Annotated in this window: 21 protein-coding genes; 1 reads left to right on the top strand and 20 read right to left on the bottom strand. The window is 41.7% G+C overall.

Annotation, left to right across the window (positions count from 1 at the left end):
• Positions 1-124: 124 nt before the first annotated feature.
• From FFR60_RS16950 to FFR60_RS16905, 10 genes are all read right to left on the bottom strand, one after another.
• The gene (locus FFR60_RS16950) at positions 125-871 is read right to left on the bottom strand and encodes a DeoR/GlpR family DNA-binding transcription regulator (RefSeq protein ID WP_137665047.1); all 747 of its coding nucleotides are present in this window, start codon (positions 869-871) and stop codon (positions 125-127) included.
• Between the two features lie 192 nt (positions 872-1,063).
• On the bottom strand, positions 1,064-1,501 hold the full coding sequence (gene rpiB / locus FFR60_RS16945) for a ribose 5-phosphate isomerase B (protein ID WP_137665046.1): 438 nt from the start codon (positions 1,499-1,501) through the stop codon (positions 1,064-1,066).
• Positions 1,502-2,164 (bottom strand): ribulose-phosphate 3-epimerase, encoded by a 663-nt coding sequence (gene rpe / locus FFR60_RS16940; RefSeq protein WP_137665045.1) that lies wholly within the window; start codon positions 2,162-2,164, stop codon positions 1,502-1,504.
• Positions 2,165-2,186: 22 nt separating this feature from the next.
• The gene (locus FFR60_RS16935) at positions 2,187-2,648 is read right to left on the bottom strand and encodes a PTS sugar transporter subunit IIA (RefSeq protein ID WP_137665044.1); all 462 of its coding nucleotides are present in this window, start codon (positions 2,646-2,648) and stop codon (positions 2,187-2,189) included.
• Positions 2,649-2,663: 15 nt separating this feature from the next.
• On the bottom strand, positions 2,664-4,037 hold the full coding sequence (locus FFR60_RS16930) for a PTS transporter subunit EIIC (protein ID WP_137665043.1): 1,374 nt from the start codon (positions 4,035-4,037) through the stop codon (positions 2,664-2,666).
• Between the two features lie 25 nt (positions 4,038-4,062).
• A complete protein-coding gene (locus tag FFR60_RS16925) occupies positions 4,063-5,001 on the bottom strand; it encodes a sugar phosphate isomerase/epimerase family protein (RefSeq protein WP_137665050.1) in 939 nt (312 codons plus the stop codon).
• 300 nt (positions 5,002-5,301) lie between these two features.
• The gene (locus tag FFR60_RS16920; RefSeq protein ID WP_137665042.1) at positions 5,302-5,901 is read right to left on the bottom strand and encodes a short chain dehydrogenase; all 600 of its coding nucleotides are present in this window, start codon (positions 5,899-5,901) and stop codon (positions 5,302-5,304) included.
• 15 nt (positions 5,902-5,916) lie between these two features.
• Positions 5,917-6,384 carry a cysteine hydrolase family protein gene (locus FFR60_RS16915; RefSeq protein WP_137665041.1) on the bottom strand — a complete coding sequence of 156 codons (468 nt, stop codon included), beginning with the start codon at positions 6,382-6,384 and terminating at the stop codon, positions 5,917-5,919.
• A gap of 198 nt (positions 6,385-6,582) precedes the next feature.
• Positions 6,583-6,771 carry a CsbD family protein gene (locus FFR60_RS16910; RefSeq protein ID WP_010741677.1) on the bottom strand — a complete coding sequence of 63 codons (189 nt, stop codon included), beginning with the start codon at positions 6,769-6,771 and terminating at the stop codon, positions 6,583-6,585.
• Between the two features lie 86 nt (positions 6,772-6,857).
• Positions 6,858-7,025 (bottom strand): hypothetical protein, encoded by a 168-nt coding sequence (locus tag FFR60_RS16905; RefSeq protein ID WP_171004962.1) that lies wholly within the window; start codon positions 7,023-7,025, stop codon positions 6,858-6,860.
• A 74-nt stretch (positions 7,026-7,099) separates the two neighbouring features.
• Here FFR60_RS16905 and FFR60_RS16900 point away from each other — a divergent pair, with 74 nt between their 5' ends.
• A complete protein-coding gene (locus FFR60_RS16900; protein WP_088935416.1) occupies positions 7,100-7,279 on the top strand; it encodes a hypothetical protein in 180 nt (59 codons plus the stop codon).
• A 33-nt stretch (positions 7,280-7,312) separates the two neighbouring features.
• Here the strand turns inward: FFR60_RS16900 and FFR60_RS16895 are convergent, their stop codons facing one another.
• The 10 genes from FFR60_RS16895 to FFR60_RS16850 all read right to left on the bottom strand — a co-directional run bounded on the left by FFR60_RS16895 (position 7,313) and on the right by FFR60_RS16850 (position 15,858).
• Positions 7,313-8,050, bottom strand: coding sequence for a sugar isomerase domain-containing protein (locus FFR60_RS16895; protein ID WP_137665040.1), 738 nt, complete (start codon positions 8,048-8,050; stop codon positions 7,313-7,315).
• Positions 8,051-9,301: a PTS ascorbate transporter subunit IIC gene (ulaA, locus tag FFR60_RS16890; RefSeq protein ID WP_088935418.1), complete on the bottom strand. Its 1,251-nt coding sequence runs from the start codon at positions 9,299-9,301 to the stop codon at positions 8,051-8,053.
• Between the two features lie 4 nt (positions 9,302-9,305).
• Positions 9,306-9,587, bottom strand: coding sequence for a PTS sugar transporter subunit IIB (locus FFR60_RS16885; RefSeq protein ID WP_088935419.1), 282 nt, complete (start codon positions 9,585-9,587; stop codon positions 9,306-9,308).
• On the bottom strand, positions 9,584-10,033 hold the full coding sequence (locus FFR60_RS16880; RefSeq protein WP_088935420.1) for a PTS sugar transporter subunit IIA: 450 nt from the start codon (positions 10,031-10,033) through the stop codon (positions 9,584-9,586). Before FFR60_RS16880 ends, FFR60_RS16885 begins: the two co-directional genes overlap by 4 nt.
• On the bottom strand, positions 10,030-11,670 hold the full coding sequence (locus tag FFR60_RS16875; RefSeq protein WP_137665039.1) for a BglG family transcription antiterminator: 1,641 nt from the start codon (positions 11,668-11,670) through the stop codon (positions 10,030-10,032). The genes FFR60_RS16880 and FFR60_RS16875 overlap by 4 nt, the downstream gene beginning before the upstream one ends.
• A 197-nt stretch (positions 11,671-11,867) precedes the next feature.
• Complete coding sequence (locus tag FFR60_RS16870; RefSeq protein WP_137665038.1) at positions 11,868-12,158, bottom strand: type II toxin-antitoxin system RelE/ParE family toxin; 291 nt, start codon at positions 12,156-12,158, stop codon at positions 11,868-11,870.
• On the bottom strand, positions 12,151-12,435 hold the full coding sequence (locus FFR60_RS16865) for a type II toxin-antitoxin system RelB/DinJ family antitoxin (RefSeq protein ID WP_137665037.1): 285 nt from the start codon (positions 12,433-12,435) through the stop codon (positions 12,151-12,153). The genes FFR60_RS16870 and FFR60_RS16865 overlap by 8 nt, the downstream gene beginning before the upstream one ends.
• Before the next feature lie 133 nt (positions 12,436-12,568).
• Entirely contained in the window at positions 12,569-13,759 is a 1,191-nt protein-coding gene (locus FFR60_RS16860; RefSeq protein WP_137665036.1) for a MalY/PatB family protein, read from the bottom strand.
• A complete protein-coding gene (locus FFR60_RS16855) occupies positions 13,746-14,792 on the bottom strand; it encodes a M42 family metallopeptidase (RefSeq protein ID WP_137665035.1) in 1,047 nt (348 codons plus the stop codon). The genes FFR60_RS16860 and FFR60_RS16855 overlap by 14 nt, the downstream gene beginning before the upstream one ends.
• Positions 14,776-15,858, bottom strand: a complete 1,083-nt coding sequence (locus FFR60_RS16850; RefSeq protein WP_137665034.1) for a M24 family metallopeptidase — start codon at positions 15,856-15,858, stop codon at positions 14,776-14,778. The genes FFR60_RS16855 and FFR60_RS16850 overlap by 17 nt, the downstream gene beginning before the upstream one ends.
• Positions 15,859-15,886: the final 28 nt, after the last annotated feature.

Genomic DNA, 15,886 nt, shown 5'->3' with positions numbered 1-15,886 from the left:
CTTACCCGCATAGCGGGTAGTTTATTTGTTTCGGACAAAATACGTCCGAAACTGGGCATCTAGGCCCATAAATAAAAAAGTACAATCTGAACGAATCTCAGATTGCACTTCTCTATTAAACGACTTAGTTACGATCGGGTGAAATTATTTTTGTGATCTCGCCAATTTTTTCATGATAGGCATCAGAAATGATTGTTACATCTTCTGTACTAAAGGCCTTAACTGCGGCCACTTTATCATATTTCGAACTATCACATAATAAATAGGCTTTCCTCGCGTTGATTAATATCTCTTGCTTTTTATTTGCTTCAACTAGATTTGGGGTGCTGACCCCTTTCTCCGCATCAATGCCATTGCCGCCTAAAAAAGCTTTTTGAAAATTGAAGGTTTGAATATTAGAATCGGTTAAAGGACCATTCAATGACGAGATTACCGGATTATATCTTCCGCCTAGGAGAATGATCTCTGCTTGCGTTTCTTGCTGAATACTGAAGACACTAGTATTTGTCGTTACGATGGTAATTTTTCGGTTAAGAATTTTATTTAGCAGCGCCGTGCAGGTTGAACCGGAGTCCAAATAAATGACGTCCCCCTCATGAATGAGTTCCGCGGCTAAGGCTGCTATTTCTTCTTTTTCTTTTGAATGCAAGGTGGATTTGGTGGCAATCGACATTTCAGAGGTGGTCGAACAAATTTTGAATGCTCCGCCGGCTAACATCTCTATTCTTCCGGCTTTTTCCAATTCTTTTAAATCTCTTCTCAACGTCGACATAGATACTTCAGGCAAAATACTATGCAATTTTTCGATTTTGATTATTTCCTCTGAATTTAGTGTTTCCAATATTTTTTCTTGTCTTTCATAAGGTATCATGAAGAACCTCCATAGAACGTGAACGTACAAAATATTCACTTTTTTTCAAATTATATCATACTACTTCTACTTTTATCATTCTTCCTTCCATTAAGAAGTATTTTTCAATACGAATTACGCCATTAACTCATGGAGCTACTCGATAATGAAAAAGAAGATGCAACGGACTTTGCATCTTCTTTTTGCTTGCTATTAATTCTGAAGTTGACTGATTTGATCGACTCTTTTTTGATGGCGTCCGCCTTGAAATTCAGCATCAAGCCATTCCTTAGTGATCATTTTCGCCAGTTCCGGCCCGATCACTCGTGAACCAAAGGCTAAGATATTGGTATTATTGTGCTCTCTTGAGAGCTTCGCGCTATAGGGCTCACTGCAAACTACTGCTCGAATCCCCTTTATTTTATTAGCGGCAATAGAAATTCCCACACCAGTACCGCAGATCAGAATACCCAAATCACAGTTTTCAGCGGCCACGGCTTGCGAAACTGCCTGTGCATAATCAGGATAATCCACACGCGCCGCGCTATCCGTGCCAAAATCTTGTACCGAATGCCCAAGCTCTTCTAAAAATTCGACAATAACCGGCTTTAGTTCTATTCCAACGTGATCACACCCAATTGCTAGCTTCATCTATACTTCATCTCCCGATTTATACTTGGATACGAGTTCTTCGTAGGATTCTTCTTTTCCAAAAAGTGCGGAGGTACCTAGGACAAATCCATCTACTCCAAGCTGGCCTAATTTTAGAATCTTTTCCTCCGAAATTGCACCATCTACCATTAATTGATAATCATAATTGTGCTTTAGACAGGCTAAACGTTTGATTTTTCGGTCAACATAGTTCAAATACACTTGCCCCGCAAAACCTGGATTAACAGTCATCACCATCACATAATCAATCATTGGCAATAACTCTTCAATTAAAGCGATACTCGTCCCAGGATTGATGGCAATACCGACTTTCTTCTGCTTCTTTTTGATTTTATCGATTGTACGCGCTGGATGTGTATCTGCTTCTGGATGAAAATAGATAATATCTATTCCCAAATCCGCGAATTTTTCTACATATTCTCCAGGATTATCGATCATCAGATGAACGTCTACTAATTTATTGGTCAATTTGCGAATGGTTTCTACATCCTGTAGCCCCATGCCAAAATTTGGAACAAAATGTCCATCCATGATATCGAGATGAAAAATATCTATCCCAGCTCGATCCAAGTGCTCAACCTCGGCTTCCAAACTAGAAAAATCTGAACACATCATGGAAGGACAGATTAGATTACTGCTCAAAAGATTTCCCCTCCATTTATTACTAGCTGACAACGCCAATTTCTTGGCCAGTGTCGGCTTGCCCTTCTTCAATTTCTAAAGTCCTTTTATCCAAATTTGTAAAAACGACCATCACATCTGTATCCTTACCCTCAGCCTGCAAGAAATCAAAATCAACTTCCGCCAGTACCGTATCAGCAGTAACTTTTTCTCCCTCTTCAACTTTAATCGTGAACCCCGAACCATTTAATTCCACTGTATCAATTCCGATGTGAAGCAAAACGTCCAAACCGTTTTTACCTTTCAATGAAATCGCATGTTTTGTAGGAAAAATCGATGTTACAGTCCCATTGACCGGTGCCGTAATCGTTCCATCTGCTGGTTCAACGGCAAAGCCATCACCTAATGCTTTGGTAGAAAACATTTCATCGTTTACTTTAGCGATCGACTTGACCAATCCCTTTGCAGGAGAATAAACCAAACTCTTCTTATTAAAGAATCCCATTATCATTTCCTCTTTCTATGCTAATTTTTCATCTCTATTAGTAAAAATGAAGGCCAATACTGCTGAAACTACCAATGAAATCAGTAAACCGATCATAGCCTGAATGAAGTTCGATGAATTTTTCTCAACAAATGCTGGAAAAGTCGTGACACTGCCGAAAACAAACGCATTCGTGACAACTTTAGTTAAACCAAGATAAGCCCCGCCGACTGCTCCACCAATAATTTGTGCTAAGAAAAGCTTTTTATTTTTAACAAGCAGACCAAACAACGTCGCTTCAATGATTGCCGACAATGCGATTGTAACTAAACCAGTCAAAGCAAATCCGCGTAATTTCTTATCTTTTGCTTTGAAATAAACACCGATAGTTGTTCCAATTACTGCAAAGTTACAAGCAAACGTAAATGGTACGATGTAGTCAAAACCATACGTAGAGATATTATTGATCATGATCGGATTGACTGCCCAGTGGATACCCAGACTTACAAGGACACTCCAGCCGCCGCCAACCAGAATCCCCGTTAAGACACTGCTGCGCTCAATCAGCCAGTTTACAACATTTGCTACTGCTTCTCCGCTGTAAACACCAATCGGTCCAATCACGATAACGGTTAAGGGGATCATGATCACTAATGACACCAATGGAACAATCACTAGCTTCAAGGTTTCTGGCACTTTTGCATCCAAGAATTTATAAAGATAAGAAAATGCCCAAATAGAGAGAATAATTGGAACGACTGTTGAATTATAGTTCATCAAAACCACTGGAATTCCAAAGAAATCGGTGGTAGCACCGTTCCCTGCATCACCCATCAACCCAATAAAATCAGGATTAATTAATGCTGCGCCGATTAAGGCTGAAATATATGGACTCGCGCCAAAACGCCGCGCAGAAGTAAACGCTAACAAGACAGGCAAGAAATAAAATACGCTCATAGAAGCAACATACAAAATCGAATAAGTGCCGCTGCCTTCGCTGATAAGTCCAAGCTGTACACATAGAATCAATAAGCCGCGTAAAATCCCGGAACCCGCCAATGCCGGTAAAATCGGTGCGAAAATCGCTGAGACTGCTGAAAAAATACTGCTAATAATGTTTCCAGAGGAAGCCTCTTTACTATCAGTAACCGCAGCATCGCCATTCCCTTTAACCAATGGTTCGAATTCATCATAGAGTTTTCCGACCTCTGTACCGATCAAAAGCTGATATTGCCCTGCCTTGTTGATGACATTGATCACACCGTCGATATTTTCGACGGCTTGATCATCAGCTTTTGAAGTGTCTTTCAAGGTTAAGCGTAAACGAGTTGCACAATGAGTCATATTTCCAACATTTTCAGAACCACCAATATTTTCTAAGATACTTTTCGCCATTGCTTTGTAGTCCATTTTATCCACTTCCTTTTTTATCGTCTTATTTGCTTGTTGCTGACCAAAAATCAATCATCAATTGGTTGGCTGCCACTGCATCATTTTTATCAATAATCGACTGAATATGCTCAAGTCCCACCGTATCGATCATTTGATCGAGCAGCTTGATCATTTTCATATTTTGCTCACACTCTTTTGAGGCATGTTCAATAATTGGGAATGTATCAAAGTAAATCACGCCATCAAAATCATGTTTCTTTATATAATAGAGAAACTCTAATGTTTTAAACGGTGTAGCAGAACCAATCATCAAGCCATCATCATTTAACCCGTAGCCGTCATTAAGATGAACTCCATAAAGCTTTCCCTGGTTGCCAAAAATATCCGCGGCAAAAGCTGGATTTTCGTGCTTCATCAGCATGTGACAATAGTCTAATGTCACGCCAACATTTTTACGATTGATTTCATTTAGCATCATTCCGGTCACACCCATGCTGTCAATGAAGGCATACGCTCGCGGTTGGAATGGTTTGTATTCGATACTGATTTGCAGATCTGGTGCATAATCGGCGATTTCAATAAACGCATTTCGAATTTGATTCCAAACTTTTTGATAATTAATTTGGAAGCTGTAGTCGAACCCGTCAAATCCCAACCAAACCGTAACTACTTTACCGCCCGCGTCGCGACAATAATCAGCCGCCTGCTTACATAAGTTTAAGGCGTCCGCCGCAATTTTTGAATCGGCATTCCCCAATTCACCATTAATAAACTCACTTCTAAAGCGTAACGCAACACCATTTAATTTCAAGTTGTTCTTGGCAAGCATCCCATTCATGTCAGAAGCTTCGATCCCTTCTACATGTTCTGGATAGTTCAAATCAACATAATCTAATCCTAAATCGTTGAATGCACCAAAGACATTATTCAAATCATTGTCATAAATTGGCAAAAACGAATTGATCCGTGTGGCTAATTTCATCATTATCCTCCTCCTTGTTTTGTACAACCAAAGAATACCACGAATCCCGACCATTTTCAATCATAAATTTCCATTTTATTCCAAATTATTCCATATTTTTTCAAATAGCTTTTTAAAGCCGATTTTTGCCCTACTCAAATTCCTGATATTAGCAAACAAACAAGCTGCTCTAACTAGTTGCAGCTTGTTTGTGATAAAAAATCTTGCAGACCTAAAAGGTAGCGAGTCTTTTTTTGAAAACTGATTTGAATAGACAGCACAAAAAAATCACCCTCGCTTTTCACGAAGGTGATCTCTTTATTAATATACTTGATACTCTTGTCCAGTTTGTTTTCCTTCGACACTTTTAACATAGGCCATCGCGACACGTTCTGCCGGAACAGGAACAAAGCCCTTGAAGGAATCCTGATAGTTATCATAAGACTCTACTAAAACATTGGGACTGACACAATTGATCCGAATACCATGAGTAAAATCAATGGCCGCAGATTTTACAAAAGCAGCAACTCCGCCATTGGCCATCGCCGCAGACGCCCCTCCCGGAATTGGATCATCCTTCATAATTCCTGTCGTCAGCGTGATACTGCCGTCATGACGCAAGTATTTTTGGCCAATCAGCGCCAGATTGATCTGTCCCAGCAATTTACTTTGGACTGCTACCAGATTGTCCTCAGGAGTCATCTCTTCTACTAATTGAAATTTCGCGGCTCCTGATGCATTGACAATGGCATCAACATGACCAACCTTTTTGAACATCGCTTCGATGCTGTCCACCGAAGTCAAATCTACCTGTACATCGCCGCTCGTTCTGCCTGCTAGGATAAGCTCGTGAGCGTCCTTTAATTTCTCAACGACCGCTTGACCGATCGTTCCTTTACCGCCAACTATTAAAATGCGCACAATCATCCGCTCCTTTTATTTTTCTATGTACTCTTTAGTCGTCATGGTAGTGACGCCAAGTCCTTTTAATTTTTTATTCCAAACATTTCGCATGGGCTTGATCACCGAATCATGAGCATCCTCGATTAATGTCACAGGAAATTTTTCAGCCAAAGCTCCTTTACAAGTCGCTTGAACACAGGCATTACTCATTAATCCAACCACAACAAAATTCCCCAGTCCCTGTTCTTTCATCACTGTCTGAAATTCTGGAGCCTTAAACGTATTCATCGGAACCTTTGTTACTACCGGATCATTTGCCTCTCGATGCAGTTGCTTAGAAAGCTCCCCATACCCGACCTTCTTAATAAAAATGACCGGCAGCTCTTCATGATGAAAATGATCGATCAGCTCGTTCACATTTTTTAAAAGAGTTTCTTTTCCCATCAATGGTGCCAATGTCCCGGTTTGTATGTCTACTACCAACAGTGCAGTTTGCGTCACCCTAACCCCAACCTTTCCTTGTGCTTTCTATTATAAAGCAATTGAAAAAGGCTTTCAGCAAAAAATGAAGGTATGATGAAGCTTTCGCTAAAGGAATAGCCAACTAAACTTTTCTAAACTTTAAAAAGCAGAACAGATAAAAATAGGTTTCAAACTCAAAATCCGAGCATGAAACCTATTTTTCAACCGTCTTAATGATTAATCTTCTTTTTCTTTGTCGATTTTTTTGTTGATCTTACCAGCAACATCATCTGCTGTTTCTTTCGCTTTGTCTTTTGCTTTACCAAAGCCTTGTTGGATTTTTCCTTTTAATTCGGTTGATTCATCGTCTGTAACTTTTCCTTTAGCTTCGTTCACTTTACCTTTTAATTCATCGTTGTTTGCCATCATAAACCCTCCTGTTTGATAAAATAATCAAATCTTGTTCTTAAAATTATTCTACCACCCGCAAAAATAGAAGGCTAAAAATCTGCTTACTTATTCAAAAGGCGTTCCGCCTGTTGGATCTCCTGTTTTAACGACTTGATCCGCTCATCTTTTAATTCACTTGAAAAATCTAACTGCTTCAATCGCTCCAGCTCGATTTTTGCTGCAGTCAACTCAGCTTTTATTTCGCAGAGAACGCTTTCATTCACTTCCATTGTATATCTCCTCTCAAGCATCACGCACCGACCACCAATTAATTCTATGCTACACTGCTTTTGAGGTGAAGTAAATGCGAAATACATGGCTGCAAGAACAATTAGCAACGATTTCAGATGAAAAGTCGCGCTTTGTTATCGAAGAAGCGATCAAGTACATCGAACAATTAGAAGATGACAACGAAAGTCTGCAGGTTGCGCTGGAAGGAAATATCTGGAGCCCCAAAAAATGGAACGAAAAAGCAGAGAAGTAAGCCACGATTGTTGGCTGCTTCTCTGCTTTTGTTTTATAAGCTGTAATGAATGACATTCTCGTATTTTTTAAACAGCTCTTGATTCAGCTGATCGCCGCCGTCCAGATTTGCTGAATAGAAAATAGGCGGATACTCAACTCCATGCTCAATCAATTTCCTTGTGACTTCAACGATGATCGTGTTTAAGATCGTTGCGCCTACTACGGTCGAGCTGGGTCCAACTTTTTGTTCGATTCCTTCGATGGAGCAGCAAGCGTCGCCGGTATCACCGTGATTATCCAAAATGATATCAGCCAGCTCAAAGAGGCGTTTTCCTGAAGAGTGTCGGCTAGTCACTTGTTTTGAATAATTTACATTGGTCAGCGCGACGATCTTCACACCTTTTTCTTTGGCACTCAAAGCCAAATCAATCGTTACGGGATTTCTGCCAGAGACCGAGTGAAGAATCAATACATCATCTTTTTTAAAAGGAATAGTCGAGGCAAGTGTCGTCCCATACCCTTCCAAGCGTTCCATTTTACTCGTAACCGTGATCGGTGACTGGTCAAGCATCAGCTCTCGGCCAAAAATAGCATTGACCGTCATCATCCCGCCAGCACGATAATATAATTCCTCAGCTAAAATTCCCGCATGACTCGCGCCAAAAATATAAATTCCTTTTCCTTTTAAGTTAGCATCGGTTAGCAGCTCAATCGTTTGATTGATCGCGTCTGCTTCGTTTACCTCAACTTCTTTTAAAATTTCCTGAATACGATCAAAATATTGAAACATTTAAAAACCTCCAAACAAGCTGCCTATTAATTTTCCAACCATTCCCCATAAGGAAAGGTCATTTCCACCAAAGATTAATATCCAATTCTGGATCGTCGTACTAAATACAACCGCTGAAACACCTACCAACAGAACCATCGCTACCGACGCAGTAATCGTCCCGATAATTGCTCCGCGCAGACCGCCTTGACCTTCACCGATCACAGCAGCGCCGCCGCATTCAAAGAAACTGGTGATCACTAACGGTACGATCAAAATACCAAATAGATCGAAACTATTGGCTAACACCACTAAGATAGTTGAAGTGACCATGGCAACGATGAAACCGATAATTACCGCGTTCGGGCGATAATTGAAAAGAATCGGTACATCAAAGGCTGGTTTTGCCCCGGGAACGACTTTTTCAGCGATCCCTTGAAAGGCTGGAATAATTTGATTGATCAATAAACGGACTCCATACAGCATAATCAGTAAGCCGGCACCAAAGTTCAATCCAGCTTCAATGGCGAACATGACTAAGTTTCCACCCTCTGGAATCAAGACTGGAGCAATGATCCCCACTACGAGATTCATCAAGAACATTACCAAACCACCGGTGATCGAAATTTCTCTAAAGAATGACAGACTTTCCGGCACGTTCAAATCTTCTGTCGATTTTTCCTTATTTCCTACTCTTTTAGCAACAAAACCTGAGATCAAAGATAAGATTCCTGTAGGGTGACCAATCAAGAATGAATCATCTCCTGTGGCATCCCAAACATATTTCCGCATGATCCACGGCATTACTGACCAATAAATGGCGGACAAGACCGCACTAACAACAATCAGCATTGTACCCTTTAATCCGGCCTCAACACCGCCAGCGACTAATACAAAGGGAAACCACCACAACATATGGCCGGTTAAGAAGATTGTTTTGATCGGTGTGAATCGGGCGATCAATAAATGCAGAATCAACCCTAAGAACATTGCCAACCCCACTGTGCCGCCATATTCAGCAGTAAAAGTAACATCGGACAGTCCTTCCGCGACCTTCACCCCCAACTGTGTTTGAACTGCCGCATTGATCGGCGCAATCGTTCCAACCAGCATGTTGACACCGGCGGTTAAAATGACCATCCCAAAAGCCGCAGTCATCGTGCCTTTAATAATTTCAGATATTGATTTTCGTTGAACGAGCAATCCAATCATGGCAATTAGTCCAAGTAAAACAGGCGGATTTTTTAGAATGTGATCTGTAATAAAACTCATTGACTTATCCCTCTCTTTCGTTTAAATATTTTTCCATTTGCGAACGTATTTCAGCAACATCCATATATTTTTTAATCGGATAAACGGGCGCTTTGACTGATGATTTCAACTCTGACAGTAATTCCTGACTAGTAAAATAAACATCCGCTGGTGTTGCCTTCGCTGTGGAAAGGTCGGTATTTTCAACGGTAGCCTTTAAGCCTAATTCTTTCACCACCTTATCAATCGACATCTTCAACACCATCGAGCTGCCTACACCAAATCCGCACACTGCTAAAATTTTCATTGTTCATTTCCTCCTTCATTAAATAGCTCAGTAATCTCTGCTTTGTTTCCCTCTAAGATCATTTGATACTTTTGTGTATCCATAAAAATGGTCATAATGCGCTGCAGACTTTCCAGATGACTTTGATTGTCCTTGGCTGCCAAGACTAGAAAAATTTTCACAGGCTTATCCAGCATATCGACAGGTTCTTTCACCACCAGCAGGCTCATGCTTTGTTGATTGACACCCTCTCCTGGTCGTGCGTGCATTAGGGCAAAATAGTCTGCCAGCACCATATACGGTCCATGCTCTTCTACACTAGCGATCATCGATTGGATATATGCCGATGTGATATAGTTTCGTTTCAGCAAAGGCTCGCCTGCGAGCGCAACTGCTTGCTGCCAGCTTTCAATAGCTTCAACGACTTGGATTTGATCACTTGGCAATAACGTATTTACTAAACTCATGCTTTAACCTCCATCATTTTTGATATAAACCAATTTTTATCCTCAATTCCCTGCATAACTAATTCCATTACAGGCTCTACTTTTCGCACCTCTTCTTCTTTGATCATTAACAAGACGATGATATCGACTTTTTGATTTCCCCAATTGATCGGTTTATCTAAAATTAAAATCGAGATTGTTGTTTTTTCAACAAATTCCGGTGCTCCATGAGGGATCGCAAAACCATTATCCAGATAGGTCGACTGTAACTCCTCCCGCTCCCATACGGATTGCTTGAATTTTTCTTTTAATGATTCATCAGAAAAGTCCTGCTGATCGATCATAAAATTAAGTGCTACTTCTTTAGTGGAAAAATTTTGGAATAAAATATTTCGTGCGATAAAGTCTTTTGTCTCACTTGCCACCTCCAGCTTCGGCAAATTATTTTGCTCGCGGGCAATGATCAAATCAATGTAATGATTCATAATCCGCTTCATATCCTTGACCGTCACCATTGGACTGATTCGAACAACTGGTTTTTCAGTAGCCGCAATCTCAACAGTTGAGATAATGAAGTCAACGTCTGACAGATCCATTCCTTCAAGTTTTGAGGTGGAGACCGTTTCGATACTATTCACATCCGGTAAAATTCTGCGTATTTTTGCGGATACAAAGGAACTGGTGCCAATCCCGTTAGGACAAACAAAGAGAATCTTGTGCATCTTTTTGACCCGTTCTAAAGCCGCTTGAAAATGAATACTGACAAATCCCACCTCATCATCTGATAAAGCAATTTGATAGGGCTTGCAAAAATCTGCTAGTCCAAACCAAACGACTCCGTAAAGCGCTGGGTATGTTTGCTTGATCTCATCAATCAGTGGATTCACAACAGAAGACTGAGCTTCTAATCGCAAGATCAACTGATACAGGTGAACCACCAAGTCCTCTTCCAAACGGCTATCCTGAGTCAGGTCAATTTGCAGACCTTCACTAACCTTTTGAATCAAAAACCGCACCTTCCCGCGAAAAGCAAAGGGAATAGCATCATCCTTCATGAAAAAACGCAACCCGCTGCCGACGATCAAATAAGTCAGATATTGAATCTCCTCTTGTGAAAAGCTGTAAATATTCTGCTCCTCCAGCTCATTTAAAAGCCCATAAACTAACGGATACTTATCAAACTCCAAAAAGAACTGTCCATATTGATTCGTTCCTTCTAAATGAATGTGATGATTTTCCTTGGCACGCTGAATAATTAAGACGATCGAAACGATAATATTTTGCGTGTAGCTTTCAGGGATCTCGATCTTTTTTTCACCCAATGCATGATAGAAGCCCTTGGAGACTTTTTCCATCAATTCTGGTTCGATAAAAAGCGCTGTCGGCTGCTCATTATTGAGCAGATTGAGAACGATTCGTTTTAAAACTTTTTGGATTTGAACCTCTGAACCTTTGAAAAAAGTACCTGAATTATCAAAGGTCAACGCCAAATCTTCTTTCGAAAATAATTCTTTGATGTAAGAAATATCATTAGCGATGCTGCTGCGCGAGACATAATAATCCTCAGACAGCTGCTGATAACTCAGATGCTCCTGTTCAAGCAAACGTTTGACGATCAAAAACTTTCGCTGTTTACTATCTACATAATCGTTATTCATTATCATCCTCACCTTCATCCTTAATTTATCACGCCGCAAAATCTGCAAGTAGACCAAAAAAAGTTGATTGAATTTAAAAAAAACGCTGAACACTTCGATTGGTTTCGACTGCTTATAATCGGTGTACCCTAAAATATAACATCGGAATCAGGACAAACAAAAAAAGAACCCTCAAAGGTTCCTTTGTTTGCAGCATATTACTTAAACAGCTCAGAATGACTTCCCGTTCGTTCAAAAATAATCGTGTTCTTTTCGAATTCGTAATAGAAAATGACCACCCAATCACTAGACTTCCCGCCAATATGCATGTCCCACCGTTTAGGGATTTGATTCTTGGGCTCTAACGGATGGAGTTTGTACTCCTGACCTAATTCTTCTTCATTTATCAGCAAGTCCATCGCTTTTTGCAGCTTTTCAAGCGGCTTACCTTGCTTGATCAGCTTCTTCACATCCTTGTCAAAACGCTTTGTCGTTCGGTAATTAAGCATTATCGTTGGCTTCCTTTTTCATTCTCTCAAAATACGTTTGCAAGTCCTCAGAATTGTTAAGGTCGTCTTGTTGAATCATCTCCTCAGTTTCTTTGAAGGCCTCTTGGGTTTCCTTATTAGGCTGGTAATCCAGTGTTTCTATTTCAAAGGGGAATTTGCCTGTTTTAACAAATCGCGTTAAAAAGATCTTCACTGCAACAGCCGTGTTCATCCCTACTTCATCAAACATTTCATCGGCTTCTTTCTTTAAATCATCATCAATTCGGATAGTTGCCATTGTTACTCTCTCCTTCTTATTTCAAGTCTATTTTAGCATTTTTGTATACATTTGTATACTTTTGCGCCGTTTTATGATATCCACAACAAAGCAAAGTCTGATTCTCCCTATTACCAATAAAAAAGACCCTCTATCAAGAGGATCTTTCATCTAAACACCGTATCGCCCGCATCAAACGTTCAGCGCCGTCAATGATTTTTTCTTTTGGCGCTCCTAGGTTGAAGCGCAGGTAGTTCTTGCCTTCTGCGCCATAGGTCTCGCCTTTCATGATGGCGACTTTTTCTTGTTGGACTAAAACGGCTTGTAATTCTTCCATCGTATACGGCAGTTCTTCGATATTGATCCAGCCGAGATAGGTGGCTTCAGGAATGGCAAACTGGATTCTCGGATCTGTATCCAGAATTTCCTTCAATGCGGCAAAGTTCTCATCAACGGTCTGATTCAGCTCTTCCACCCATTGTTTTTGGTTGTTGTAGTAATCCATCGTCGCCAACAAGGCGGGATAAGGAATCGAAGACAAGCCATCCCGCCCTTTTAAGATGCTCAAGAATTTTTCCCGCATCCCCTCATCTGAAAAGATCCCATACGATCCGCCGAGACCCGGTGAATTGAAGGTCTTGGAAGCAGATGATAATAGAACCACAGGAACTTCGATTTGATCCGCAAAGGTCAAGATCGGCAGATGTTTCTTTCCGGGACGGCGGACATCCATATGGATCTCATCGCTGATGATCGCGACTTTATATTGATTGCATAATGAGATTAGTCGGGTTAGTTCTTCCGCGGTAAATACTCTGCCTGTTGGATTATGAGGGTTGCATAATAAGAAGATTCCCGGCTTTTCTGTCGCAAAGACTTTTTCCAAGCCCGCAAAATCAATCGTATACTGCTCTGCTTGATTCGTCAGTGAAAAAGCGACTAAATCGCGCTCATTACCGCCGATACAGTTGAAAAAGGCATCGTAACAAGGTGTGAAGGTCACGATCTTGTCCCCCTTTTCACTCAGCAATTGGATACAAACCGATAGACTATAGATCACACTAGGCGAATACACGCACCATTCAGGGTTAATGGCGCAATCGAACTCCTGCTGGAACCAGCCGCTGATGCTCTGCTTATAATCCAAATGATTCCAACGGGTGTAACCGAAAAAGCCGCGACTAACCGCCTTGTCCAAAACGTCGATCGTTCCATCAGGAATCATAAAATCCGTATCGGAAATTGAAAACGGCAATAGCTCCTTTTCTCCAAAGCGATCCTGAACATAGTCCCATTGGGTCGAATAGGTGCCATAACGGGAGCGCCGCTGATTAAAATTGCTCAAGCTCGATCCCTCCTTCATCTAACGAGCGAATGACTGCCGACAATAGGTCGATCGTTGCTTCTACGTCGGAAAGCGCCACGATGGAATTCCATGAATGGCAATAACGAACCGGCACGCAAAAGACCAGCGTCGGTTTTCCGGCGAACAATTGAACAGAGCCGGCATCCGTGCCTCCGCCGCCTAATAAATCATACTGCCAAGGAATCTGATTTTTTTCGGCGACGTCCTTGCAGTAGTCTATCAATCGAATATTTCCTAAAGCCGTTTTATCCGCCAAAACTAATCCCGGACCGTCTCCTTGAATGCGGTTAGGAAATTCGGCGGCTTTTGGTGTGTCTTTGCCATTGGCAACATCGATCACGATATTGATATCGGCATCGACTTGAGCGGCCGCGACCTTTGAACCGCGGGTGCCTGCTTCTTCTTGAACGGTACCGACACCGATGACTTCGATATTTTTGGTGTCGACTTGATTTTTCACCTGCGCCATCACGGTACACGCCACCCGATCATCCAAGGCTTTGCCCATGATCTTCTGCTGATTGAAGCTTTTTTTCGCCTGTGTATTGGGTAAAATCATGTCGCCAACCTGCAAACCAGCTTCTAACAATTCGTTCTTTGACCGAACGCCAAAATCGATATACATCTCGCTGATCGGCACAACTTCAGTCATTTTGTGGCTAGTTTTGGGCAGCGTTCCCACGATTCCTTCTAAAACGGCACCGTTTTTACGGCAAGTCGCCCTTACCTGCTGGCCTAAAACCACATGACCCCACCAGCCGCCAATCGGATAAAAGTACACAAACCCTTCATCTGTTATGCGATGGACGAAAAAACCGACCTCATCCATATGAGCGTACAAGGCGATTTTTTTCTTGGTTGTTTTCAGATCACCAAAATACAGGTTGCCAAACGCATCCTTGGTTGAGGGTCCTTGAATGGTTTCTTGCAATGCCTTTTGTACTTGAGCTTCTTGTCCCGGCAGTGCATCTAAATTAGACAGTTCCATCAATAATTTATCCGTTGCAATCAATTGTCATCCACTCCTTGTTAAACTTCGTCAAAATTTCGGCGCGTCCTGCATCATTCACCCAGACATCATCTTCGATTCGAATACCAAAGCTGTCCTCCGCCAGATAGACACCCGGTTCAATGGTAAAGGTCATATTCTTTTCGATTGGCAAGGCCGCCTGTGGTGCCAACGCCGGATATTCATGGCAGGAAAGTCCAATACCATGTCCCAGATTATGGCTAAAATATTGAGCAAGGTTTTGTTGTGCCAAAGCCTGTCGCGCGGTCTGATCAATATCGCCGAGCGTTTTGCCAAAAGCGACTGCTTCAACTGCTTTCTTTTGAGCCGCTAACACTTTTTGATAGGCCGCTTTAATTTCCTCAGAGACTTCGCCAAAGCCGAAGGTCCGCGTAATATCCGAATAATAGCCTTGATAAATCGCCCCAAAATCGATCATGATCAATTCGCTGGCGGCAATTTTCTTCTGACTAGCATGAGCATGAGGCAAAGCCGTTCGCTCCCCTGACGCTACGATCGTTTCAAAGGCCGGTCCTTCGCTGCCTAATTTTTTACTGCGATAATCGATTTCATTGGCTAGCTCTAACTCCGTCATGCCGCTGCGAATCATTGGCAAAATCACTTCCAATGTTTGATCAGCGATGGCAGCCGCTTGTTTGATTGCGCGAATTTCTTCTGGTGCTTTGATCATGCGCAAGCCCTCGACTAAATTATTGGTTGCCACTAAGCGGCCGCTGACCTCTGCCATCAAAGCTTGGAAACCCGTAAAGGTCTGATAACCGATCGTCCCCGCTTCAAAGCCCAGTGTCAAGCCTTCAACAAACGGCCGCAGCGTTTCATTTAAACTGCCGCCAACCTGGATCTCGAAAATCTCAACATTGGAGGTTTGCTGCTGTGCCTGCTGGGTGTAGCGGCCATCAACAAATAAACGCGCATCCTTTTCAGTGACTAGCAGTAACCCATTCGATCCGGTAAAGCCACATAAATAGCGGCGGTTGATTTTATCGGTCACTAACAGACCAGCGATTTTTGCTTTTTCTAGTTGTTCTCGTAATTGGTCGATTCTCATTTACATCTGCTCCTTAAAGCAAAAAGGA

This window comes from Enterococcus hulanensis, assembly GCF_005405485.1.
GTDB lineage: Bacteria > Bacillota > Bacilli > Lactobacillales > Enterococcaceae > Enterococcus_A > Enterococcus_A hulanensis.
The sequence above is the reverse complement of the archived record's forward strand: the minus strand, read 5'-3'. Positions and strand labels throughout refer to the sequence as shown.

Bases quoted from the DNA above. Each gene is read 5' to 3' on its own strand.
- FFR60_RS16950 (WP_137665047.1), bottom strand. From the start codon at position 871: ATGATACCTTATGAAAGACAAGAAAAAATATTGGAAACACTAAATTCA.
- rpiB (WP_137665046.1), bottom strand. From the start codon at position 1,501: ATGAAGCTAGCAATTGGGTGTGATCACGTTGGAATAGAACTAAAGCCG.
- FFR60_RS16935 (WP_137665044.1), bottom strand. From the start codon at position 2,648: ATGGGATTCTTTAATAAGAAGAGTTTGGTTTATTCTCCTGCAAAGGGA.
- FFR60_RS16930 (WP_137665043.1), bottom strand. From the start codon at position 4,037: ATGGACTACAAAGCAATGGCGAAAAGTATCTTAGAAAATATTGGTGGT.
- FFR60_RS16925 (WP_137665050.1), bottom strand. From the start codon at position 5,001: ATGAAATTAGCCACACGGATCAATTCGTTTTTGCCAATTTATGACAAT.
- FFR60_RS16910 (WP_010741677.1), bottom strand. From the start codon at position 6,771: ATGGCAAACAACGATGAATTAAAAGGTAAAGTGAACGAAGCTAAAGGA.
- FFR60_RS16905 (WP_171004962.1), bottom strand. From the start codon at position 7,025: ATGGAAGTGAATGAAAGCGTTCTCTGCGAAATAAAAGCTGAGTTGACT.
- FFR60_RS16900 (WP_088935416.1), top strand. From the start codon at position 7,100: ATGCGAAATACATGGCTGCAAGAACAATTAGCAACGATTTCAGATGAA.
- FFR60_RS16895 (WP_137665040.1), bottom strand. From the start codon at position 8,050: ATGTTTCAATATTTTGATCGTATTCAGGAAATTTTAAAAGAAGTTGAG.
- ulaA (WP_088935418.1), bottom strand. From the start codon at position 9,301: ATGAGTTTTATTACAGATCACATTCTAAAAAATCCGCCTGTTTTACTT.
- FFR60_RS16885 (WP_088935419.1), bottom strand. From the start codon at position 9,587: ATGAAAATTTTAGCAGTGTGCGGATTTGGTGTAGGCAGCTCGATGGTG.
- FFR60_RS16880 (WP_088935420.1), bottom strand. From the start codon at position 10,033: ATGAGTTTAGTAAATACGTTATTGCCAAGTGATCAAATCCAAGTCGTT.
- FFR60_RS16875 (WP_137665039.1), bottom strand. From the start codon at position 11,670: ATGAATAACGATTATGTAGATAGTAAACAGCGAAAGTTTTTGATCGTC.
- FFR60_RS16870 (WP_137665038.1), bottom strand. From the start codon at position 12,158: ATGCTTAATTACCGAACGACAAAGCGTTTTGACAAGGATGTGAAGAAG.
- FFR60_RS16865 (WP_137665037.1), bottom strand. From the start codon at position 12,435: ATGGCAACTATCCGAATTGATGATGATTTAAAGAAAGAAGCCGATGAA.
- FFR60_RS16850 (WP_137665034.1), bottom strand. From the start codon at position 15,858: ATGAGAATCGACCAATTACGAGAACAACTAGAAAAAGCAAAAATCGCT.